General features: G+C 65.0%; 17 protein-coding genes and 1 pseudogene. 9 read left to right on the top strand and 9 right to left on the bottom strand.

Annotated features, from left to right (window positions below; translation table 11 throughout):
* Positions 1 to 18: 18 nt before the first annotated feature.
* The 4 genes from ACE10Z_RS41520 to ACE10Z_RS41505 form a co-directional block, all read right to left on the bottom strand.
* Positions 19 to 3,171, bottom strand: a complete 3,153-nt coding sequence (locus ACE10Z_RS41520) for an efflux RND transporter permease subunit (protein ID WP_375785843.1) — start codon at positions 3,169 to 3,171, stop codon at positions 19 to 21.
* Positions 3,172 to 3,184: 13 nt separating this feature from the next.
* Positions 3,185 to 4,102, bottom strand: a complete 918-nt coding sequence (locus ACE10Z_RS41515) for an efflux RND transporter periplasmic adaptor subunit (RefSeq protein WP_375785841.1) — start codon at positions 4,100 to 4,102, stop codon at positions 3,185 to 3,187.
* Positions 4,103 to 4,347: 245 nt separating this feature from the next.
* Positions 4,348 to 4,995, bottom strand: coding sequence for an OmpA family protein (locus ACE10Z_RS41510; protein ID WP_375785840.1), 648 nt, complete (start codon positions 4,993 to 4,995; stop codon positions 4,348 to 4,350).
* Positions 4,996 to 5,137: 142 nt separating this feature from the next.
* A complete protein-coding gene (locus tag ACE10Z_RS41505) occupies positions 5,138 to 6,709 on the bottom strand; it encodes a caspase family protein (protein WP_375785839.1) in 1,572 nt (523 codons plus the stop codon).
* A 428-nt stretch (positions 6,710 to 7,137) separates the two neighbouring features.
* Here ACE10Z_RS41505 and ACE10Z_RS41500 point away from each other — a divergent pair, with 428 nt between their 5' ends.
* Positions 7,138 to 7,944, top strand: a complete 807-nt coding sequence (locus tag ACE10Z_RS41500) for an N-acyl homoserine lactonase family protein (RefSeq protein ID WP_375785838.1) — start codon at positions 7,138 to 7,140, stop codon at positions 7,942 to 7,944.
* 62 nt (positions 7,945 to 8,006) lie between these two features.
* The gene (locus ACE10Z_RS41495) at positions 8,007 to 8,888 is read left to right on the top strand and encodes an NAD(P)-dependent oxidoreductase (RefSeq protein WP_375785837.1); all 882 of its coding nucleotides are present in this window, start codon (positions 8,007 to 8,009) and stop codon (positions 8,886 to 8,888) included.
* Between the two features lie 192 nt (positions 8,889 to 9,080).
* On the opposite strand, the gene ACE10Z_RS41490 is transcribed toward ACE10Z_RS41495, so the two are convergent.
* The gene (locus ACE10Z_RS41490) at positions 9,081 to 9,641 is read right to left on the bottom strand and encodes a MarR family winged helix-turn-helix transcriptional regulator (protein ID WP_375785836.1); all 561 of its coding nucleotides are present in this window, start codon (positions 9,639 to 9,641) and stop codon (positions 9,081 to 9,083) included.
* A 194-nt stretch (positions 9,642 to 9,835) separates the two neighbouring features.
* Between ACE10Z_RS41490 and ACE10Z_RS41485 the strand changes: the two genes are divergently transcribed.
* The 5 genes from ACE10Z_RS41485 to fahA all read left to right on the top strand — a co-directional run bounded on the left by ACE10Z_RS41485 (position 9,836) and on the right by fahA (position 15,505).
* A complete protein-coding gene (locus ACE10Z_RS41485; RefSeq protein WP_375785835.1) occupies positions 9,836 to 11,464 on the top strand; it encodes an FAD-dependent oxidoreductase in 1,629 nt (542 codons plus the stop codon).
* Positions 11,465 to 11,473: 9 nt separating this feature from the next.
* Complete coding sequence (locus ACE10Z_RS41480) at positions 11,474 to 11,701, top strand: DUF2783 domain-containing protein (protein WP_375785834.1); 228 nt, start codon at positions 11,474 to 11,476, stop codon at positions 11,699 to 11,701.
* Between the two features lie 27 nt (positions 11,702 to 11,728).
* Positions 11,729 to 12,685, top strand: coding sequence for an MBL fold metallo-hydrolase (locus ACE10Z_RS41475; RefSeq protein WP_375785833.1), 957 nt, complete (start codon positions 11,729 to 11,731; stop codon positions 12,683 to 12,685).
* Positions 12,685 to 14,031: a homogentisate 1,2-dioxygenase gene (gene hmgA / locus ACE10Z_RS41470; RefSeq protein WP_375785832.1), complete on the top strand. Its 1,347-nt coding sequence runs from the start codon at positions 12,685 to 12,687 to the stop codon at positions 14,029 to 14,031. Before ACE10Z_RS41475 ends, hmgA begins: the two co-directional genes overlap by 1 nt.
* Positions 14,032 to 14,233: 202 nt before the next feature.
* Complete coding sequence (gene fahA, locus ACE10Z_RS41465; protein WP_375785831.1) at positions 14,234 to 15,505, top strand: fumarylacetoacetase; 1,272 nt, start codon at positions 14,234 to 14,236, stop codon at positions 15,503 to 15,505.
* Positions 15,506 to 15,640: 135 nt separating this feature from the next.
* On the opposite strand, the gene ACE10Z_RS41460 is transcribed toward fahA, so the two are convergent.
* The 3 genes and pseudogenes from ACE10Z_RS41460 to ACE10Z_RS41450 form a co-directional block, all read right to left on the bottom strand.
* Positions 15,641 to 15,952, bottom strand: a complete 312-nt coding sequence (locus ACE10Z_RS41460; protein ID WP_375785830.1) for a DUF1272 domain-containing protein — start codon at positions 15,950 to 15,952, stop codon at positions 15,641 to 15,643.
* Positions 15,953 to 16,275: 323 nt separating this feature from the next.
* Positions 16,276 to 17,391 (bottom strand): annotated as a pseudogene (locus tag ACE10Z_RS41455) (integrase core domain-containing protein); the annotation flags it as partial.
* Between the two features lie 209 nt (positions 17,392 to 17,600).
* Positions 17,601 to 18,077 carry an Lrp/AsnC family transcriptional regulator gene (locus ACE10Z_RS41450; protein WP_171947948.1) on the bottom strand — a complete coding sequence of 159 codons (477 nt, stop codon included), beginning with the start codon at positions 18,075 to 18,077 and terminating at the stop codon, positions 17,601 to 17,603.
* Between the two features lie 123 nt (positions 18,078 to 18,200).
* On the opposite strand from ACE10Z_RS41450, the gene hppD reads away from it, so the two are divergent.
* Both hppD and ACE10Z_RS41440 read left to right on the top strand, forming a co-directional pair.
* A complete protein-coding gene (hppD, locus tag ACE10Z_RS41445) occupies positions 18,201 to 19,319 on the top strand; it encodes a 4-hydroxyphenylpyruvate dioxygenase (RefSeq protein WP_375785829.1) in 1,119 nt (372 codons plus the stop codon).
* Positions 19,320 to 19,528: 209 nt separating this feature from the next.
* Entirely contained in the window at positions 19,529 to 20,566 is a 1,038-nt protein-coding gene (locus ACE10Z_RS41440) for an IS110 family transposase (protein WP_375785828.1), read from the top strand.
* A 301-nt stretch (positions 20,567 to 20,867) separates the two neighbouring features.
* On the opposite strand, the gene ACE10Z_RS41435 is transcribed toward ACE10Z_RS41440, so the two are convergent.
* Positions 20,868 to 21,980: a CaiB/BaiF CoA transferase family protein gene (locus tag ACE10Z_RS41435; protein WP_375785827.1), complete on the bottom strand. Its 1,113-nt coding sequence runs from the start codon at positions 21,978 to 21,980 to the stop codon at positions 20,868 to 20,870.
* Positions 21,981 to 22,109 lie beyond the last annotated feature (129 nt).

Raw genomic sequence — 22,109 nt, 5'->3', positions numbered from 1 at the left:
CGCTGGCGCGGCTTCAGCTCACTCGGCGGCGGGCGAGATCACGCTTGGCGGGCCGGGCGGCCGCTTGGTCTGGTCGGTCTGGTGCTCGCTCGGGGTCAGCTCGTGATCGGCGTGGGAGACCACGAGCCGCTTGCCGAGGCGCCAGATCAGGCCGCCGATATCGTCCATCACCATGAACATCGCCGGCACGAACACCAGCGACAGCACGGTCGAGAAGATCAGGCCGCCGATCACGGCAAGCGCCATCGGTGAGCGGAATTCGCCGCCGGCGCCGAACGCCAACGCCGACGGCATCATGCCGGCGGCCATTGCGATCGTGGTCATCACGATCGGGCGGGCGCGCTTCATGCCGGCGTCGATCATGGCTTCCTCGCGCGCCTTGCCGTCGCGGATCGCTTCCACCGCGAATTCCACCAGCATGATGGCGTTCTTGGTGACGATCCCCATCAGCATCAGGATGCCGATCCACACCGGCGTGGTGAGCTGCTTGCCGGTCAGCAGCAGCGCGCCGATCGCACCGCCGATCGAAAGCGGCAGCGAGAACAGGATGGTGATCGGCTGCAGGAAGGTGCCGAACAGCAGCACCAGCACCGCATAGACCATCATCAGGCCGGCGGTGATCGCGGTGGCGAAGCCGTCGGAGAGTTCAGCGAGGCTCTCGGCATCGCCGGACGGGCTGACCCTCACGCCCTTCGGCAGGCTCTTCATGACCGGCAGGTCGTAGATCAGCTTGGTGGCATCGCCGAGCGCGGCATTGCCGACGAGGTCGGCCGCGACGGTGGCCTGCCGCTCGCGGTCGTAGCGGTTGATGCTGGTCGGGCCCTGGTCGAGCTGGATGTCGGCCACGACCGAGAGCGGCACGCCGCCGCGTTCGCCACGCGCGCCGAGCGGCACCCGCAGCTGCTCCAGCATCTGCAGGTCGCTGCGCGCATTGTCCTCGAGCTGGACGCGGATCGGCACCTGGCGGTCGCCGGCGTCGAATTTCGCCAGCGCCGGGCCGACGTCGCCGATGGTGGCGACGCGGATGGTCTGCGACAGGCTCTCGGTCGAGACGCCGAGCCGTGCCGCGAGCTCGGCGCGCGGACGGATGCGCAGCTCGGGCCGGTCGAGCGCGGTCTCCGAGATCACGTTGGCGATGATCGGAATCCGCTTCATCTGCGTCGCCAGCTCGCTGGCGACGTTGTTGACGATATTGCTGTCGGTGCCGGTGACCACCAGCGAGATGGCGCGCAGGCCGTTCTCGTCGAGGAACCAGAACCGGATATCGGGGACGTTATCGAGTTCCTTGCCGATCGACAGCTCCAGCTCGCGCTGGGTGATCCTGCGATCCGCCTTCGGCGTGTAGTTGATGATCAGCGCGGCGCGGCGCACTTCCTGGATGCCCGGCGGCACGCGGCCGCCGTCGACGAACACGCTGCGCACCTCGGGCCGCTTGCGCAGCCGCGCCACGATCTCCTCGGTGACCTTCTCGGTATAGGCAAGCTGCGAGCCGGGCGGCAGCTCCATCGCGAGCAGCGAGCGCGCGGTGTCCTGCGCCGGCAGGAAGCCCTGCGGCAGCAGCGTGATGCTCCAGATCGACGCGGCGAACACCGCAAATCCGATCAGCACGGTGATGTAATGGTGCTTCACCGACCAGGTGACGAGGCCGTGATAGCTGCGCAGGATGCGGCCGGGCGGCGGGTCGTCGTGGTCATGATGCTTGAGGAAATAGGCGGCCAGCATCGGCGTCACGAAGCGCGCGGCGAGCAGCGAGAAGAACACCTGCACCGACACGGTGATGCCGAACTGCTTGAAGAACTGCCCGGCGATCCCGGACATGAAGCTCGCCGGCGCGAAGATCGCGATGATGGTGAGCGAGATCGCGATCACCGCAAGGCCGATCTCGTCGGCGGCTTCTAGCGCTGCCCGGTAGGGCGTCTTGCCCATCCGCATGTGGCGGACGATGTTCTCGATCTCGACGATGGCGTCGTCGACCAGGATGCCGGTCGACAGCGTGATGGCGAGGAAGGAGACCAGGTTGAGCGAGAAGCCGAGCAGGTCCATCGCCCAGAACGCCGGGAAGATCGACAGCGGCAGCGAGACCGCCGCAATGATGGTGGCGCGCATGTCGCGCAGGAACAGCAGCACGATGATGACGGCGAGGATCGCGCCCTCGAACAAGGTCGAGATCGCGGCTTCGTAGTTGCCCTTGGTGAATTCGACCGAGGTATCGATCAGCTTGAGGTCGACGTCGGGATAGGCAACCTTCAGGGCGTCGATCCGCTTCTGCACTGCGGCCGCGACGACGACGTCGCTGGCGCCCTTGGAGCGCTTGATGCCGAGCGCCACTACCGGCTCGCCGTTGAAGCGGGCGAAGGTGCGGCGGTCAGCGATGGTGTCGGTGACGGTGCCGAGATCGTCGAGCCGGATCTCGCCGCCGCCGAACAGCGGAATCATGGTGCCGGCGAGCTCGTTCAGCGTCTTGGCGCCGGCAAGCGTCCGGATCGCCTGATCGTTCTTGCCGATCTCGGCGCGGCCGCCGGCGACGTCGACATTGGTGCCGCGCAGGATCTGGCTGACATTGACCGCGGTCAGCCCCACCGCCTGCAGCTTGTCGGGATCGAGCGAGACCAGGATCTCGCGCTCGACACCGCCGATGCGCTCGACCTGGGCGACGCCGCGCACGCCCTGCAGCGCGCGCTTGACCACGTCGTCGACAAAATAAGATAGCTGCTCCGGCGTCTTGCCGGGCGAGATCGCAGCATAGGTCACGATCGGCAGACCGATCACGTCGACGCGCTGGATCAACGGCTCGGTGACGTTCTGCGGCAGGTTGGCGCGCACCCGCGTCACCGCATCCTTGACGTCGTTGAGCGCCCGGTCGGTGTTGGTCTCCAGCGCGAACTGGATCGTGGTCACCGACAGGCCGTCGGTGATCGAGGACGAGATGTGCCGTACGCCCTCGACGCCGGAGACGCCGTCCTCGATCGTCTTGGTGACCTGCGATTCAAGTTCCGAGGGTGCCGCGCCGAATTGCGAGACCGCGACCGAGATCACCGGAATGTCGGCGCTCGGCAGCCGCGTCACCGCGAGCTTGGTGAAGGAGACCCAGCCCAGCACCAGCAGGATGATCGAGAAGACGATCGAGGGAAGCGGGTTCCGGATCGACCATGCCGAGATGTTCAAAGCCATTAGCGTGCCCGAATTAGCGTGATCGCGTGCGATCGAGTTCGTCGGCGAACATGGTCTTGATCTGGTCGCCGTCATGCAGCGAGGTGCCAGCATCGGCCACGACGATTTCGCCGACGTCGAGGCCTTCAAGGATTTCGGTCGAGGTGTCGGAGGTCAGCCCGACGCGCACCCTGCGGGTTTCGACGGTGTTGCCCTTCACGACCTGCAGGGTCAGGCGGTCGATCGCGGTGCGCGGCACCGCGACGCCGCAGGAGCGCTTGGCGTCGATATTGGCGCGCGCGAACATGCCGACCTTCAGCGTCGGATTGTTGTTGATGGTGATGCGGACGTGCCCGAGCTGGGTGGCGCGGTCGATCTGCGGCGAGATCTGGCGGACCTTGCCGACGATGTCGGGCGCATCGTCGCGGCTGATCCGGACATTGGCGCCGGGATTGAGCTTCAGGAGCTGGAAGCCCGGAACCTCGGCGTCGAGCTCGATCTCGTTGTTGACGGAGATCTTGAACATCGCCGGAGCCTGCGGCGAGGCCGGGGCGCCGGGCGCGGTGCGCACCTCGGTGACGAGGCCGGCGGCCGGCGCGCGCAGCACGATCGGCTTGGCGTTACCCTGCGCCGCCTGCTGCGGCGGCGGGGTCAGCCGCGCCAGTTCCTGGTTCTCGGTCACGGTGTCACCCTCGCGGACCAGCACGTCGGTCACCTTGGAGCCGTCCTGGTCGACATTCACCTGCGCCTCGCGGCGCGGCACGATGAAGCCGGTGACGCGGACCATGTCCGAGAAGCAGGCGTTGGTCGACTTCGTCACCACGACCAGCGCTTGGCCCGGCGTCTCCTTCTCCTCCGGATGGGAGCGGTGCTCGAACGCGTAATAGGCGACAGCCAGCGCGAGGAAGAACACCGTGCCGAGCGCAGGCTTGAGGTACTGGGAGAAATTCATCGCCTGATCAATCCAGAACTTGGCGCGTATCGACAGTGATTGTCTTGGGCGCTCCTCGAAGTCTCATCTCGCCGCCGTATTGTCCAGACATCGATCGAGCCGGGGTCCACTGTCCCGGATCATGCCGTGACGTCATGCGAGGCGGGTCACCTGTGGGCCACCTTGGGGCTCGGCCCTCAAGCAAATGCGCCCCGCCGGGGTGCGGGACGCATTGTAACCTCAAAAGGGGGCCGCGCCACCGCCCATCACTTGGAAGCGGTGTCCTTGTTTTCGACGTTGACGACCTGCACGCGCCGGTTGATCTCCGCCATCGGGTGGCTCGGGTCCTTCAGCTTGCTCTTGCCATAGCCCACCGTGACGAGATCGGTGCCGTTGATGCCATATTTGTCGACCAGATAGCGCTTGATGGCGTCGGCGCGGCGCTCCGAGAGGCCCTGATTGTATTCCTCGCCGCCGGCGGCGTCGGTGTGGCCGGCGACCACGAAGGTCGAGCCCTTCAGGTCCTGATTGGTTAAGGCGCGGCCGAGCGCCTGCACCGAGGGCAGCGACTTTGCGCTGATGTCGGCGGAGTTGTAATCGAAGTTGATCTCGAGATCGATCTTCGGCTTGTCCTGGACGATGGTCGCGATTTCCTCGCGCTCAGTCGAGGACAGCGAGCGGGTGGCGCGGCCACGGACGCTCTGCACGAATCTGGCCTGGTCGGCGTTCAGTCCGGGCGAGGTCTGCGGGCCGACCGAAAGGCCGCGGGTCAGCGGCTTCTTCTCGGGCGTCAGCGCCTTGATGATCTGATCCTCGGTGACGTCACCGGCGCGGGCGGCCGCCATGCCGAACGACAGCGCGGCGCCGACCGTCAGGATTGAAAGGATCGCGGCCTTCGCCGACGGCTTGAACATCTCGGTCCCTCCTGCGCCGGCTGGCGCGGTTCCATGCAGCTCTTCGGATCGGTCGCGAGCATCGCTGCCCGGCGCGCACCCTCTGATTAGTCGCGCAATTTCATCCGCGGTTCGAGCCGCGGGCAGGCCCCGGTTTCATGTGTCACTGCACGCCGTAGTCGGCGAATTCCTTGACAATGTTCGGGTCCATCGCCTTGGCGTTGGCGATGTCGAGATCGCCTTCCGCGACCGCGCCGTTGCGCTTCTTGGCAAGGCCTCGCCCGTACAGCGACGAGGTCAGCCGCGGGTTGATCTTCAGCGCGGCGTCGAAATCGGCGATGGCGTTCTTGTTCTGCCCGCCCTTCAGGTTCATCAGGCCGCGGCTGTCGAGCGCATCGACGAAATTCGGGCGAAGCCGCAACGCCTCGTTGCAGTCCTTCAGGGCCGCTTGCAGGTCGCCGATCACGGTGCGAACCCAGCAGCGGTTGTTATAGGCCTCGACGTCCTTCGGGTTCAGCCGCAGCGAATTGGTGAAGTCCTTCACCGCGAGGTCGTAGGCGCCCTTGCTGGCAAAGACCTGGCCGCGGCGATACAGCGCAGCCGCGTCATCGGGGTTCTTGTCGAGCTTCTCGTTCAGGCCCTTGATCGTCGGATCATCCGCGAGCACCGGCGAATTGCTCGGAGCCGGCGTGGGCTGGATCACCACCGGCGGCGGAGGCGCAGGTGGTGGCAGCACGATGTCGGGCGCCTTTGGCGGCGGTGGCGGTGCCGCCGGTGCTGTCGCGACCGCTGGCTTCGGCGGCGCCGGCGGTGGCGTAGGCGCGGTTGCCGCTGGAGGCGTCGGGGCCGGCGTTGGCGTTGCAGCGGGCGGGGCTGGCGGTGGAGGCGAGACCGGCGGTGCCGCTGCCACCTCGGGCGACGGTGATGCGGCAGGCGCTGGCGCAGCGTTCGATGTCCCCGGTGCGCCGCTCGGAGTGGCTGTGCCGGCTGGAATGAACGAGAAATCCTCGGCCAGCGACGACGAGATCCACGGCACCTGTTCCTGCCGCGAGGCCCGGGTCACGCCGACGCGGGTCCGGTTCAGCGTTTCCTCCGCCATCAGGTCGGGGGTGCGGATCTCCTTTAGAAGTTCCCGCACGAACAGGCTGCGGTCGCTGCCATTGTCCGAAACCACGGACGACAGCGCGGCCGAGTACATCACCAACGTGCCGTTGGGCGCGATCACCGGGGCGAGCCCCGCCGAGAAGCTGCGGAAACGGCGCTCGAACGGGTTGCGCCGCGAGGCGTCGACCAAGGCGATCTTCACCCCGGCGCCGCGGCTGTTGATCTCGCCAAGCACGGTCTCGAGGCTGAAGCCATCGCGGCGAACGTCGGCCTCGGCCCAGATCTGGGCATCGATCGGGATCATGTAGCTCTGCCGGTTCGACTGGATGCCGTAACCCGAGAAGAAGATCAGCGCGACCGAGCCCGGCTTGATCTTGCCATAGAGCCGGTCGAAGGCGCGCCGCATGCCGTCGCCGGTCAGGTTCTCGCCGACCTCGACGGTGAAGCCGTCACGCTTGAGCTCGTCGGCGACGTCACGGGCGTCGTTGACCGGCTCCTTCAGCGGCGCGTCGGCGTCGGGATATTTGGCATTGCCGATGACCAGCGCGAAACGATCGCCGGCAGCGACGGACAGGGTGGGCGACGCGATTGAAAAAATCAGCGTGGCGAGCAAGGCAAGGCGGATTTTCATAATCGCGGCTAATCCAGATCGCGGCATTGCAATGAAATGGCGCCGCTTTCAGCCTGCGCCCCGGGGACCTTACTCTAGCGAAAATCCATTATCAAACCACGGTCAAACCCCCGTCAACGGCTTGCTGCACCACCGCTAATCGCGGCGGCGGTAACGAGACCGCAGTGCAACAGCCGCGGTCATGGCGGCCATCGCCTCCGTGGCATGGTGCAGGTTCCTGCGACCGGATAGTGTGATTGCATTCACAGAGGCTTGCGCAGTGGTTTGGGCCGTCCTGTCATGCGCTCGTCGCAGTGCGTGCGGTTTGACCTTTGCGCGAGGCGATGGCTTTGTGGTCGGGACGCCAAGCCATTCAAGAACAAGCGATTCAAAACAAGCCTTGCAAAACAAGTCCTGCAAAACAAGTCCTGCCAACAAGAGCGATACCGATGGGAAACGCCTACGAAATCTACGCCCTGCGCTATGCGACGATGTCGCCGCGCACGCCCCACCTCAATTTCCTGGTGCCCGATCCGCATGACACCACAGCGCAGGATCTCGATTATTTCGTCTGGCTGATCCGCGGCCACGGCCGCGACATCCTGGTCGACACCGGCTTCAACGCCGAGGAGGCCAAGGCGCGCGCCCGCAAGCTGACGCTCAATCCGGTCGATGCGCTGGCGGGCTTCGGCGTCAGCGCCGATGCGATCCGCGACGTCATCGTCACCCATCTGCACTATGACCATGCCGGCAATCTGGATCGCTTCCCGAATGCCAGATTCCATCTGCAGGAACGCGAGATGAGCTACGCGACCGGCCGCTGCATGTGCAACGGCATGCTGCGCCATCCGTTCTCGATCGAGCACGTCACGCAGATGGTGCGCCATGTCTATGGCGAGCGCGTCACCTTCCATTCCGGCGACGGCGAGATCGCGCCCGGCGTCACCGTGCATCGCGTCGGCGGCCATTCCGACGGCCTGCAGGTGGTGCGGGTCGAGACCGCGCGCGGTCCGGTCGTGCTGGCGTCGGATGCCGCGCATTATTATGCGAACCTGCACAAGAAGAGCCCGTTCCCGATCGTCTACAATGTCGGCGACATGGCGCAGGGCTGGGAGACCGTCGAGCGGCTCGCCGGTCATCCCGACCGCTTCATCCCCGGCCACGATCCGATCGTCAGCGAGATCTATCCGCGCGCCAGCGACAAGGTCGATGCGTTCGCACTGCATCTGGCGCCGTCGCGATCGTTCGCGAAATAGCCTCGCCGATTGGGCGCGGCGTATCCGTAGCTCGTCAAGAAATGTCAAAAAGAAGAAGCGATATGACTGAATACAAGACTCTCGGGTTCATCGGCCTCGGCGTGATGGGTGAGCCGATTTGCCGCAACCTGGTCAAGAAGAGCGGCAAGCGCGTTATCGTGTTCGACCTGTCGGCCGAGCCGCTGCAGCGCCTGCGCGCCGACGGCGCCGATGTGGCTGAAACGGTCGCCGATGTCATCGGGCAGGGCGACGTGCTGTTCCTCTGCCTGCCGAGCGCCAAACACGTGCGCGCGGTGTTCGAGGGCGACGGCATCCTGAAGAATGCGAAAGCCGGCCAGGTCGTGGTCGATCTCGGCACGTCTTCAGTGAGCCAGACCCGCGACTTCGCCGGGCAATTGCAGGCCAAGGGGGCTGCCTGGGCCGACGCGCCGATCGCGCGCACCCGGCAGGCGGCGCAGGACGGCACGCTCAGCGTGATGGTCGGCGCGGTGCCCGCGCTCTATGCCGCGATCGAGCCCTTGATCCGGTGCTTTGCCACCGACGTCACCAATTGCGGCGAGGTCGGCGCGGGGCAGGTGACCAAGATCCTCAACAACATGGTGCTGTTCGAGACCGTGAACGCACTTGCCGAGGCCGTCGCGGTGGCGAAGCACAATGGCGTCGATCCGAAGCTCTTGCTGGAAACCTTGTCGAAGGGCTCGGCCGACAGCTTTGCGCTGCGCAACCACGGCATGAAGGCGATCGTGCCCGGCGTGTTTCCCGAGCGCGCGTTCTCGACCGAATATGCGCTGAAGGATCTGTCCTACGCGCTGGAACTCGCCGCCGACGCCGGCATCAAGATCCGCGGCGCGGAGCTGATCGGCACGGTGCTGCAGGAGGCGATCGACAAGGGATCGAAGGATAATTATTTCCCGGTTATCGCGAAGCATATCGGCGGGGCGTGATGCCCTCCGTCGTCATTCCGGGGCTCGCGAAGCGCACCGGGGACGCCAAACCAAACCCCCATCGTCGTCCTGGCGAAAGCCAGGACCCATCACCACAAATGCCCTTTGTTGGGCTCGCTGCAACGACGAGTCCCGTTCACATCACCGGCCGCGGAGTATGGGTCCTGGCTTTCGCCAGGACGACAGCAGGGCCTAATACGCGTCCTTGGCGTCGGCCTCTTCGCTGGTCTGCACCAGCTCGAGGCTGGTCTCGACCTTGCCGAGCAGGCGTGCGAGGTCGCGGCGTTCCTGTGCGGACAGGCAGGACAAGATCTCCTGCTCCTTGCGCAGCAGGCGCGGGATCAACTCCTCATAAAGCCCCTGGCCCTTCTTGGTTAGTCGCAGGCGGAATTCGCGGCGGTCGTCGGCGTTCTCGACGCGCTCGACGATCTCGCGCTCCATCAGCGCCGACACCGCGCGGCTGATGGTGGATTTATGCGTGCGGGTGCAATGCGCGATGTATTGCGCGCTGCAGGGATCGCTGCGGAAACCCAGCGTGGCAAGCACGCGCCATTCCGGAATATCGAGGCCGTACCGCGCCTGATATTCGCTCGACAGCGCCGAGGACACCTCGGCCGCCAGCCGGTTCAGCCGGAACGGCATGAAGTGGAACAGGTCGAGGCGCTTCTTGGTCGGTGCGACATTGTCGCGCGCGTCCGCTTCCACGGCGTTGCGCGGCCGGATCGGAGGCTGGCTTGCGGAGGTCCTGGCCAAAAATTCCTCCAATTTGAGTTGACGGCGGGCCCGACTGGGAGTTTAAGATAGTTGCAAGTGAGACTAATTTAGCAAGGTCGCGCCCGGCCCGCAAGGTCCCGGTCGCAAACCGGTCACACAAGCCGCAGCCCAAGCCGCAAAAGAGGGCCGGCGGCACCAGGGAACATCCAGGGTCACGCAATCAGGGTCACGCAATGGCACAGGCCAATACGGCACAAGCCAAAACCCAGTTCGGCTATCGCCGTCACCCCGACCAGGAGCGGTCGGGCGCCAACGTCGCGGAGCATCCGGTCGTGGTGGTCGGCGCCGGTCCGGTGGGATTGTCGCTTGCGATCGATCTCGCGCAGCGCGGCCAGCGCGTGGTGCTGCTCGACGATGCCGACCGGATCGGCGAGGGCTCGCGCGCGATCTGCTTCTCGAAACGCTCGCTGGAATTCTGGGACCGCCTCGGCGTCGGCGACCGCATGGTCGAGAAGGGCGTGGTGTGGAGCGTCGGCAAGATCTTCCACGGCGCCTCGCAGCTCTACCAGTTCAACCTGCTTCCCGAGGAGGGTCACAAGCGGCCGGCCTTCATCAACCTGCAGCAGTTCTATGCCGAGGCCTATCTGGTCGACCGGGTCGAGCAGCTGCCTGAAATCGACCTGCGCTGGCGCAACAAGGTGATCGCGCTGGAAAGCCGCAACGACGGCGTTGCGCTGACCATTGCGACGCCTGAAGGCCCCTACCAGGTGCACGCCTCCTTTGTCGTCGCTTGCGATGGCGCGCGTTCCTCGCTGCGGCAGATGGTCGGCGCCGAGTTCGCGGGCCAGGTGTTCGAGGACCAGTTCCTGATCGCCGACGTCAAGATGACCGCGGCATTCCCGACCGAGCGCTGGTTCTGGTTCGATCCGCCGTTCCATGCGGGGCGCTCGGCACTGCTGCACAAGCAGCCGGACGATATCTGGCGGATCGATCTGCAGCTCAATCCGGATGCCGATCCGGTGGCCGAGAAGCAGCCCGAGAATGTCCGGCCGCGGATCGAGCGCATGCTTGGGCACGACAAGTTCGAGTTTGAATGGATCTCGCTGTACAAGTTCCAGTGCCGCCGGATGGCCAAGTTCATCCACGGCCGCGTGATCTTTGCCGGTGATTCCGCGCATCAGGTCTCGCCGTTCGGTGCGCGCGGGGCCAATTCCGGGCTCGAGGACGCCGAGAATCTGGCGTGGAAGCTCGATCGCGTGCTGCGCCGGTCATCGCCCGAAGGCTTGCTCGAGACCTATCACATCGAACGCAGCGCGGCGGCGGACGAGAACATCCGCGAATCCACCCGCTCGACCGATTTCATGGCGCCGGTGACCCGGCAGGAGGCGCGGCTGCGCGAAGCCGTGCTCTCGCTCGCCAAGGACACCGAGTTCGGCAAGCGCATGGTCAATGGCGGCCGGCTGTCGGTGCCGTCGGTCTACGACACGCCGCTATCGAGCGGCGATCGCGATAGCTGGCGTGGCGGCCCGCGGCCTGGCGCCTCGATGCCGGATGCGCCGGTGATGGAGCAGGGCGGTGGTTCCAGCTATCTGACCGACGTTTTCATCAGGCAGGGAACGCGTTTCACCCTGCTGGAGTTTGGCAATGGCGCAGCTGTCGATGTGCCTGACGGCGTCGGGAGCATCCGGATCGGTGGCCAGGGCGGGCTGATCGACGCACAGGGTCTCGCCGGCAAGCGCTATGATGCCGAGCCCGGCACCGCCTATCTGCTGCGGCCGGACGGCTACGTCGCGGCACGCTTCCGCAACGCCGCGCGGCCGGCACTCGATGCGGCGCTGGCGCGCGCTGCCGGCTTGAACTGAGGAGCAGTCATGGCGCTGTCGACCAGTTCGAACTTCGCTCGTCCCGACGACGCCTTCCGCGCCATCGTCGAGGCGCATCGCGGCCTCACCGACGCGCAGAGCGCCGATCTCGATGCCGCGCTGGTTCTGGTGCTCGCCAACCATATCGGCGATCTCGACGTGCTGCGCGAGGCGATCGCGCTGGCGAAGCGGCGGACGCCGGACGCGAGCCAGCAGCAACAACAGCAACAACAATAGCACCGATCAACGAACAGGATTGAACTGATGGCCAAAGGTTTCGCATCGACCACGGATCTCGCGGAGAAGAAGGTCACCTTCTCCGAGATCGGCACCGATCTCTATGCCTTCACCGCCGAGGGCGATCCCAACACCGCCGTCATCGTCGGCGACGACGGCTGCCTGGTGTTCGACGCGCAGGCAACGCCCGCGATGGCCAACAAGGTGATCGAGCGGGTCAAGACCGTCACCGACAAGCCGATCAAGTACGTCGTACTATCGCATTATCACGCGGTGCGCGTGCTCGGCGCCTCGGCCTATCACGCACAGGGCATCGTCGCCTCGCAGGAGACCTATCGCCTGATCGAGGAACGCGGCCAGCAGGATTGGGATTCCGAATACGGCCGCTTCCCGCGGCTGTTCCAGGATGCCGCGAGCATTCCCGGACTGACCTGGCCGACGCTGACCTTCGAGGGCGAGATGTCGATCTATCTCGGCAAGCGCGAGGTGCGGCTGATGCAGCTCGGCGCCGGCCACACCTCAGGCGACATCGTCGCCTGGGTGCCGGACGCCGAGGTGATGTTCTCCGGCGATCTGATCGAATATCACTCGGCCTGCTATTGCGGCGATGCGCATTTGCGCGAATGGCCGATGACCTTGAACGAGATCCGCGCCTTCAATCCGAAGGCGATCGCGCCGGGCCGCGGCGATGCGCTGAAGGGCCTCGAGACCGGTCGCGATGCGATCGCGATGACCCGCGATTTCGTCACCACGCTCTATGGCGCGGCCGAATCGGCCGTCGCCAAGGGCCGCAGCCTGAAGGAATCGATGGCGGCGACGCGCGAGGTGATGGATCCGAAATTCTCGAAGTTCGCGATCTACGAGCACTGCCTGCCGTTCAACGTTTCGCGTGCCTATGACGAAGCGTCCGGGATCGACGATCCCGTGATCTGGACCGACAAGCGCGACCAGGAAATGTGGGCCGCCCTGCAAGGAGGATCATGATGAACATCAACACCTCACCTGATCAGATCGTTCGCAGCTCGGGGCAAGTCACGCCGGGCTACATGTCCGGCTTCGGCAACAGCTTTGAGACCGAGGCGTTGCCCGGCGCGCTGCCGATGGGGCGCAACTCGCCGCAGCGCTGCGCCTACGGGCTCTATGCTGAACAACTGTCGGGCTCGCCGTTCACGGCGCCGCGCGGCACCAATGAGCGCTCCTGGCTCTACCGTATCCGACCGTCGGTGCGGCACTCCGGCCGCTTCGCCAAGGCAGATAGCGGGCTGTGGCGCACCGCGCCATGCCACGAATACGACATGCCGATCGCGCAACTGCGCTGGGACCCGGCGCCGATCCCGAAAGAGGACATGACGTTCCTGCAGGGTGTGCAGACCATGACCACGGCGGGCGATGCGAATACCCAGGCCGGCATGGCGGCGCACATCTATCTCATCACCAAATCGATGGTCGATCAGCATTTCTACAATGCCGACGGCGAGATGATGTTCGTGCTGCAGCAGGGCAATCTGCGCCTCGTCACCGAGTTCGGCCGGATCGATGCCGAGCCGGGCGAGATCGTGGTGATCCCGCGCGGCGTCAAATTCCGCGTCGAGATTCCGAATGGCCCGGCGCGCGGCTATCTCTGCGAGAATTACGGCGGCGCCTTCACGCTGCCGGAGCGTGGCCCGATCGGCGCCAATTGCCTGGCCAATTCGCGCGACTTCCTGACGCCGGTGGCTGCTTACGAGGACAAGGACACGCCGACCGAGCTCTACGTGAAGTGGGGCGGCGCGCTGTTCAAGACCACGTTGCCGCATTCGCCGATCGACGTCGTCGCCTGGCACGGCAATTATGCGCCCTACAAATACGACCTGCGCACTTTCTCGCCGGTCGGCGCGATCGCGTTCGATCATCCCGATCCCTCGATCTTCACGGTATTGACCTCGCCGTCGGAGACCGCGGGCACCGCGAACATCGACTTCGTGATCTTCCCGGAGCGCTGGATGGTGGCCGACAACACCTTCCGCCCGCCGTGGTACCACATGAACATCATGTCGGAGTTCATGGGCCTGATCTACGGCGTCTACGACGCCAAGCCGCAAGGCTTCGTGCCTGGCGGGATCTCGCTGCACAACATGATGCTGCCGCACGGTCCCGACCGCGAAGCCTTCGAGCACGCCAGCAACGGCGAGCTGAAGCCGGTGAAGCTGACCGGCACGATGGCCTTCATGTTCGAGACCCGTTTCCCGCAGCGCGTGACGCAGCACGCGGCGACCTCGTCGACGCTGCAGGACGACTACTCGGATTGCTGGAAGGGGCTCGAGAAGAAGTTCGACCCGACCAAGCCGTAATCTTACCCTCCCCTGGAGGGGGAGGGTCGACGCGAATGAAATGAGCGGCGGGGTGGGGTGACAGTCTCTCCCTTGAGGCAGTACCCGAGTGGAGGGATCACCCCACCCCGTCTCGCATTTCGCTTCGCTCCATGCGAGCCGACCCTCCCCCTCCAGGGGAGGGTGGCGAAACTGGCACCACCATCATTGCATCGAGAAAACGATGACCCACCCCAACGACCCATCCCTCCGCTCCTTCATCGACGTCGCCCCGACCTCGGACTTCCCGATCCAGAACCTGCCCTACGGCGTGTTCTCGTCGAAGGATGGCCTTGCGCCACGCGTCGGCGTCGCGATCGGCGATTATGTGCTCGACCTCTGGGAGCTCGAGCAGGACTCGCGGCTCGATGTCGGGCCGCTCGGCGTGTTCTCGCAGCCGTCGCTCAACGCCTTCATGGCGCTCGGGCCGAAGGTCTGGTCGGCGACGCGGGCACGGATCAGCGAGCTGTTGCGCGCCGATCATCCGGAGCTGCGCGACAACCGGGAATTGCGGGCGCGGGCGCTGGTGCCGATGGCGGAGGTCCGGCTGCACATGCCGTTTGCCGTCTCGGGCTATACCGATTTCTATTCGTCGAAGGAGCACGCCACCAATGTCGGCGTCATGTTCCGCGGCAAGGACAATGCGTTGCAGCCGAACTGGCTGCACATGCCGATCGGCTACAACGGCCGCGCCTCGACCGTGGTGGTGTCAGGCACCAAGGTGCGGCGGCCGCGCGGCCAGCTGAAGCCGCCGACCGCAGAGGTGCCGAGCTTCGGCGCCTGCAAGCGGCTCGACTTCGAGCTCGAGATGGGCGTGGTGGTTGGCCAGGCGTCAGCGATGGGCGAAATGCTCACCGAGCAACAGGCCGAGGAGATGATCTTCGGCTTCGTCATTCTCAATGACTGGAGCGCGCGCGACATTCAGCAGTGGGAATATGTGCCGCTCGGGCCGTTCCAGGCCAAGGCATTTGCGACCTCGATCAGCCCGTGGGTGGTGACGCGCGAGGCGCTGGAGCCGTTCCGGATGCAGGGTCCGAAGCAAGAGCCGGAGCCGCTGGCCTACCTGAAGCAGGCCCAGCCGAACAATTACGACCTGCAGCTCGACGTGAGCTTGCGCGCCGGTGCGATGAACGAAGCGAAGACGATCTGCAGCACAAACTTCAAATACATGTACTGGTCGTCGGTGCAGCAGCTGGTGCATCACGCCTCCAGCGGCTGCGCGATGAATGTCGGCGACCTCTTGGGTTCGGGCACGATCTCGGGTCCCGAGAAGCACCAGCGCGGCAGCCTCCTGGAGATCAGCTGGAACGGCACCGAGCCGGTCGAGCTTGGCAGCGGCGTGACACGCTCGTTCCTCGAAAACGGCGACTCGCTTGTCATGCGCGGCTGGTGCCAGGGCGACGGCTATCGCGTCGGCTTTGGCGAGGTCGAAGGCACGATCGTCGCCGCGGAGTAGGTTGTTTCTCCGTCATTGCGAGGAGCTCGCGACAAAATTGCTAAGCAATTTTGCGCTGAAGCGACGAAGCGATCCATCAATCCCCGCACGGAGAGGATGGATTGCTTCGCTTCGCTCGCAATGGCGAGAGGGAACTCACCGCTCCTCCGGCCTCACATCCCTCAGCCGCGCCGTATGCGCCGCGCAGTCCTCGAGGCTGTATTTCAGATGCACCCGCTTGTCGGACGGCGGCTGGTTCACGGTGCAGACACCCGCCCGCCACGGCTTGGCCGGGCGGATCGGCCGCGGCGCAAAGCCGCCGCCGCAGTTCGGGCAGACATTGCCGAGCTTGGTTTCGGCGCAGTCCGCACAGAACGTGCATTCGTACGAGCAGATCCGCGCGTCCAGCGCGCTTGGCGGCAGGTCCTTGTCGCAATATTCGCAGTTCGGTCGCAGCTGCAGCGCCATGGGTTTCCTCAGATTCCTGGATGCCGCGTACACCGCTGCACCTCTCCCCTTGTGGGAGAGGTTGGATCGCATCGCAAGATGCGATCCGGGTGAGGGGTCTCGGTCTCTCGACGGAGTGTGCTCGGCGGAGAGAACCCCTCACCCTGAGCAACCGGCAACATGGGTAACAGTTCAGACCGACGACATGGGTAACACAATTCTCGTTTCGTTCAGGTCTGTTGTTGTTGAGGCTGTGGACCCTGAGGGCAACGCGCAGCGTTGTCCTCAAGTCCACAGCCTCTTGCTTTGCGTCTCGGCCTGCGGAGTTGGTCACCGCGGCGAGCGATCGTGCCGAGCACGATCGGGCCATAGCTGACGGTCCAGCCGTCTTGGTCCTCGGCCAGGCCGACGGGCTCACCGATCAGCGCTTCGCTGATGTAGATCGTGTTGCCCAGCCACTTGATCTCTCCGTTCTGCCGGACCGAGCGGACCTCCTGATCGTCAGCGTATTCCGGCTCGCGCAAGACACCGTGGAAGCGGCGCGAGGAGGCTTGGTAACGGTCGGCTGGCGTGGCGTTGTCGAGCGATTGGTGCGGACGTTCTTGGTTGTAGAGATGCTGGAAGCTGTGCAAGCGCTTGAGCTGCTCGCGCATGGTGGGAGCCGGCGGACTGGCAACGTCTTGCAGCAGGGTCAGATGCATGCGTTCATGGCGGCCGTTCTGCTGAGGTTTGCCCGGTGCAATGCGCTCTGGCGTCACGCCGGCTTTGATCAGCTTGACCGACAGCCGCGACAATCCTCCGGCGCCGCGCGAGGCAAACGGCGAGCCGTTGTCCGAGCGCATGTAATGCGGCAACCCAAACTCGCGGAACGCCGCGTCCAGCACCGGCCAGACATGATCCGTGTCGGTGCGCGCCAGAACCTGGCAGCGCAGCAGGTAGCGGCTGTAGGCATCGGTGATCGTCAGCGGCTCGCAGCGCATGCCGTCCCCGGTCAGGAACCAGCCCTTGAAGTCGATGCACCAGGTATCGTTGGCTGCATCGCAACCGGCAAAGGGCGCGCTCGAGGGCGGGCTACGCCGGCGCAGCTTGCGCTTCACCGTCAGGCCCTCACGATCGAACAGCTCGCCGATCGTGCTTGCCGCAGGCCATGCCGTCCGAGGTGACTTCCGTTCAAGAAAGGCCAGCACCTTGATCGGCCCCCAGGTCGGATGCGCCCGACGCACCTCAAGGCAGCGCTCGGCGATCTCCTCCGCAACGCTTTGCGGACGATGCAGAGGAGCTCGCGGACGATCGAACAGTCCGGCCGCGCCTTCTTCCTCGAACCGTGCAAGCCATTTGTAGCCCACCCGACGGCTCACTCCGAACCGCCGACACACCGCCGCAAATGACTCCTCGTGCTTTTGCGCCGCAACCACAAACCGCATCCGCTCATCCACAGCACAGGTCTCCATCCACCCCATCGGCAAGCTCCTCCTTGCCGATCAGTTGACCTGTTACCCATGTCGCCGGTCTATTCTGTTACCTATGTAGCCGGTTAGGACCACCCCAACCCTCTCCCACAAGGGGAGAGGGAGCCCACCGCCGATGTCGCAGCATCGAACCAATTCACGCAGATGATCGCAGGTCGTGTCACCGAAGCGAATGACGGAATTCCCTCGATTTGCGCCAGTCAGGTCTGCAGCGCCTTCAGCGGCAGCTTGGTGCTCTCCTTCAGGCGGTCGAGCACGATCGATGAGCGCACATGCGCCACGCTCTGATGCGGCATCAGCACGTTGTTGACGATGTCGGACAGGCTTTTGAGGTCGCGCAGCATCACCTTGAGCACGTAATCGGCATCCCCGGTCAGCGCGTAGGCTTCCTGGATGTCGTCGACGCGGTTGACCAGTTCGCGAAACCGCTTGGCGTTGTCGGGCGAGTGGGTCGCGAGCGTGATGTGGATGAAGGCGATCAGGCCGAAGCCGAGCGCTTCGCCGGCGAGGTCGGCATGGTAGCCGGAAATCACCTTCTCCTCCTCCAGCCGCATCCGCCGCCGCGAGCATTGCGAGGCGGAGAGCCCGACCAGGTCGGCGAGCTGCTGGTTGGTCAGCCGGCCGTCATCCTGCAACGCGGCGAGCATTTTGAGGTCGAAGGCATCGACGTCTGGCATGCGTAGATAGTCCATTTCATGCATGGATCGTGCGCCATTCTAGCAAATCATGGGCCATTTTGCACGCACGTTGCGTCAATAATGACGGAAACTGATCCCCAGACAAATCAGGGAGTTGCCGCCATGGGTCCGTTTCCGCACGATGCGCCGCCGGCCGAAATCAGCACCGACAATCCGATGGGCACCGACGGCTTCGAGTTCGTCGAATATGCCCATCCCAACCCCGGCGAGCTGCATGCGCTGTTCAAGTTGATGGGCTTTGTCGCGGTCGCCCGCCATGCCACCAAGAAGATCACGGTCTATCGCCAGGGCGACATCAACTATCTCGTCAATGAGGAGCCGGGTACTCACGGCTTCAATTTCGTCGCCGCGCACGGCCCCTGCGCGCCGTCGATGGCGTTCCGCGTGGTCGATGCCAAGCACGCCTATGAGCGCGCGATCGCGCTCGGCGCCGAGCCGGCGGATGCGTCGTCCGCCGAGAAGACGCTCGATGTGCCCGCGATCAAGGGCATCGGCGGCAGCCTGCTGTATTTCGTCGACCGCTACGGCGCCAAGGGTTCGGCGTATGATGCCGAGTTCGAGTGGTTAGGGGGCGAGAATCCGCGTCCCGCGGGCTCGGGCCTTTATTACGTCGATCACCTCACCCACAACGTGCATCGCGGCCGCATGGATGTCTGGACCGGCTTCTATGCCAAGCTGTTCAACTTCCGTCAGATCCGCTTCTTCGACATTGAGGGCCGCGCGTCGGGCCTGTTCTCGCGGGCGCTGACCAGCCCCGACGGCAAGATCCGGATTCCGATCAACGAGGATGCCGGCGATTCCGGGCAGATCGAGGAATATCTCAACATCTATCACGGCGAGGGCATCCAGCACATCGCCTGCGGCGCGCGCGATATCTACCGCACCGTGGAGACGCTGCGCGCGGACGGCTTGCCGTTCATGCCGTCGCCGCCCGACACCTATTTCGAGCGGATCGATGCCCGCCTGCCGCAGCATGGCGAGGACGTCGCGCGGCTCAAGACCAACGGCATCCTGATCGACGGCGAGGGCGTGGTCGACGGCGGCCAGACCAAGGTGCTGTTGCAAATCTTCTCGGCGAACGCGATCGGGCCGATCTTCTTCGAATTCATCCAGCGCAAGGGCGACGACGGTTTCGGCGAAGGCAACTTCAAGGCGCTGTTCGAATCGATCGAGGAAGACCAGATCCGCCGCGGCGTGCTGAAGGTCGATCACGCGGCGTGAAGCCGACGTAAGGTGCCGCGCTAGCGCTAAATCAACAGGTGTCGTCCCTGCGAAAGCAGGGACCCATAACCACCGGGCGTGGTGTGAGGCAAGCTGGAGCCACAGCCTTGTTCAACAACGAAGCCCTGTGGTTGATGGTGTGGACGGCCCCCTACGGCATCAGTGTGCCAGAATGAGGTTGTTGCAAATCTCAGACAAAGGAGCCGTCCGTGGGAGAGATTAACCGCATTGGAATGGATACGTCGAAGCATATTTTTGTGCTGCATGGGGTTGATGCGGCGGAGCAGGTGGTGCTGCGCAAGAAGCTGTCGCGCAAGCAAGTGCTGGAGTTCTTCGCCAAATTGCCGCCGACCGTGATCGGGATGGAGGCCTGCGGAGCTTCGCAGTATTGGGCGCGGGAGCTTGGCAAGCTCGGTCACGAGGTGAGGCTGATGGCCCCGCAATTGGTGAAGCCTTACGTGATGCGGAACAAGAATGACGGGCGCGATGCAGAAGGGCTGTGTGAAGCGATGGACCGGCCGAACATGCGCTTTGTGCCGGTCAAGACGGCCGAGCAACAGGCCGCGCTGATGCTGGCGGGGCTGCGCGATGGATTGATCGCCCGGCGCACCCAGCTGAGCAACGCGATCCGCGGCTATGCGGCGGAGCTCGGCCTGATCGCGCCCAAGGGGCTCGACAAGATCGAGCCGCTGCTGGCGCGGATCGCGCAGGACGAGAGCTTGCCCAGCATGGCGCGCGAGGTGTTTGCGGTGCAGGGACGCCAATACGCTGCTCTGCAAGCCGAGCTCAAGCAACTCGAGGTTAGGCTGATGGCCTGGCACCGCGCCGATGCGCTGAGCCGGCGTCTGGCGCAGATCCCATCCGTCGGCCCGATCACCGCAACACGGCTGGTGATGAAGACGCCCGATCCGCATGCGTTCCGCTCCGGCCGGCATTTTGCGGCCTGGCTCGGCCTCACACCGAAGGATCATTCCACCGGCGGCAAGACCAGGCTCGGCAAGATCACGCGGGCCGGTGACGAAGACCTGCGCCGCTTGTTCGTGGTTGGGGCGACTGCGGTCATCCAGCAGGTTCGGCGGGGCCGAGGCCATCCGTCGCGCTGGCTGCTGGCGCTGCTCAAGCGCAAGCCGCCGAAGCTGGCCGCCGTGGCGCTCGCCAACAAGGTTGCCCGCATCGCCTGGAAGCTGATGGCGACGGGCGAGAGTTACGATGCCGCGCGGCTCAATGCCATGGCGGCCGCCGCCTAACAGATTGGCCGGCCGGCGGGTTCGCCCACCAGCCGACCCGGAAGCTGCAAGAGCAGATGGAGCAATCGGTCGATCAACGATGCGAGACAGTCCGTGGGACCCATTGGCCGCCAACAGGTCGCGGGGTTGTTTGGAGCTCGCGTCGCGCAACCCATCTTGGCCAGCGACCATTGCGTGTCGCATCAACAGGCCGCACATATGGATGCAGCGATCCGATCTACTCAGAAAGCTCTTGTGCCACGGGGGCCGTCCACATATGGGTCCCGGGTCGCGCTGCGCTTGCCCGGGACGACACCGAGAATTATTTCCCCGCCTTCCACGCACTCGTCACGTCACCAATGCTCGCCAACTCCGGCTCGCGGATCGCGGACGGCGTGCGCGAGAAGCGCGGCGCGGGGGCGGGCTGGGTGACGCCGTGGCGCTCGACGAACACCTGGCGTGCCGCCATGTGCGGATGGGCAGGCGCTTCCTCCATCGTGAGGATCGGCGCGAAGCAGATGTCGGTGCCTTCCATGATTGTGCACCAGTCGGCGCGCGACTTGCTCTTGAACACCTTCTCCAGCTTCGCCTTCAGCGCCGGCCACGCCTTGCGGTCCATCTGGGCGTCGAAGTCGGCGTCGGTCAGGTCGGCATGCTTGCGCAGCAGCGCGTAGAACTGCGGCTCGATCGAGCCGATCGAGATGAAGTTGCCGCAGGAGCATTCGTAGACGCCGTAGAAATGCGCGCCGCCGTCCAGGAAATTCTGGTCGCGGCCGCCGCTCCAGCGGCCCTGGGCGCGCATGTCGTAGAACATCGACATCAGCGAGGCCGCGCCGTCGCACATCGCGGTGTCGACCACCTGGCCCTTGCCCGACTTCTGCGCTTCCAGCAGCGCCGCGAGCACGCCGACCACGAGGTAAAGCGCGCCGCCGCCGAAATCGCCGACCAGATTAAGCGGCGGCACCGGCTTCTCCTTGGTGCCGATCGCGGCCAGCGCGCCTGTTATCGAGATGTAGTTGATGTCATGGCCGGCGGCGTTCGCCAGCGGGCCTTCCTGGCCCCAGCCGGTCATGCGGCCGAAGACCAGCCTCGGATTGCGCGCGAGCACGATGTCGGGGCCGAGACCGAGACGCTCCATGACGCCGGGGCGGAAGCCTTCGATCAGCGCGTCGGCATGGCTGAGCAGGTCGAGCACTTCCGCGATCGCCGCCTTGTTCTTGAGGTCGAGCTCGATGACCTTGCGGCCGCGGGTTGCCACCGCCTTCAAATTCTTGCCTGCGCCGACCCGATCGAGGGTGATGACCTCGGCGCCCATGTCGGCGAGCAGCATGCAGGCGAACGGGCCGGGGCCGATGCCGGCGAATTCGACGATGCGGAAGCCGGCGAGCGGGCCCGAGGTGCGAGCGGCGGTTTGGGAGGCGGGTTTATCGAGCACGTTGTTATCCGTTGGTTGTGGGGCGTTAAGCGGCTGAGGTGCTTGCGGCTGGCTTGGCGCCGAATGTCGTGCGTTCTCCCAGCCGCCCGTGGGGCGGTATTTTTAATTAGCTGATTAGCTAAATTGTCT

This window comes from Bradyrhizobium sp. Pha-3, from assembly GCF_042258615.1.
GTDB lineage: Bacteria > Pseudomonadota > Alphaproteobacteria > Rhizobiales > Xanthobacteraceae > Bradyrhizobium.
This window is presented reverse-complemented; position numbering and strand designations above follow the sequence as displayed.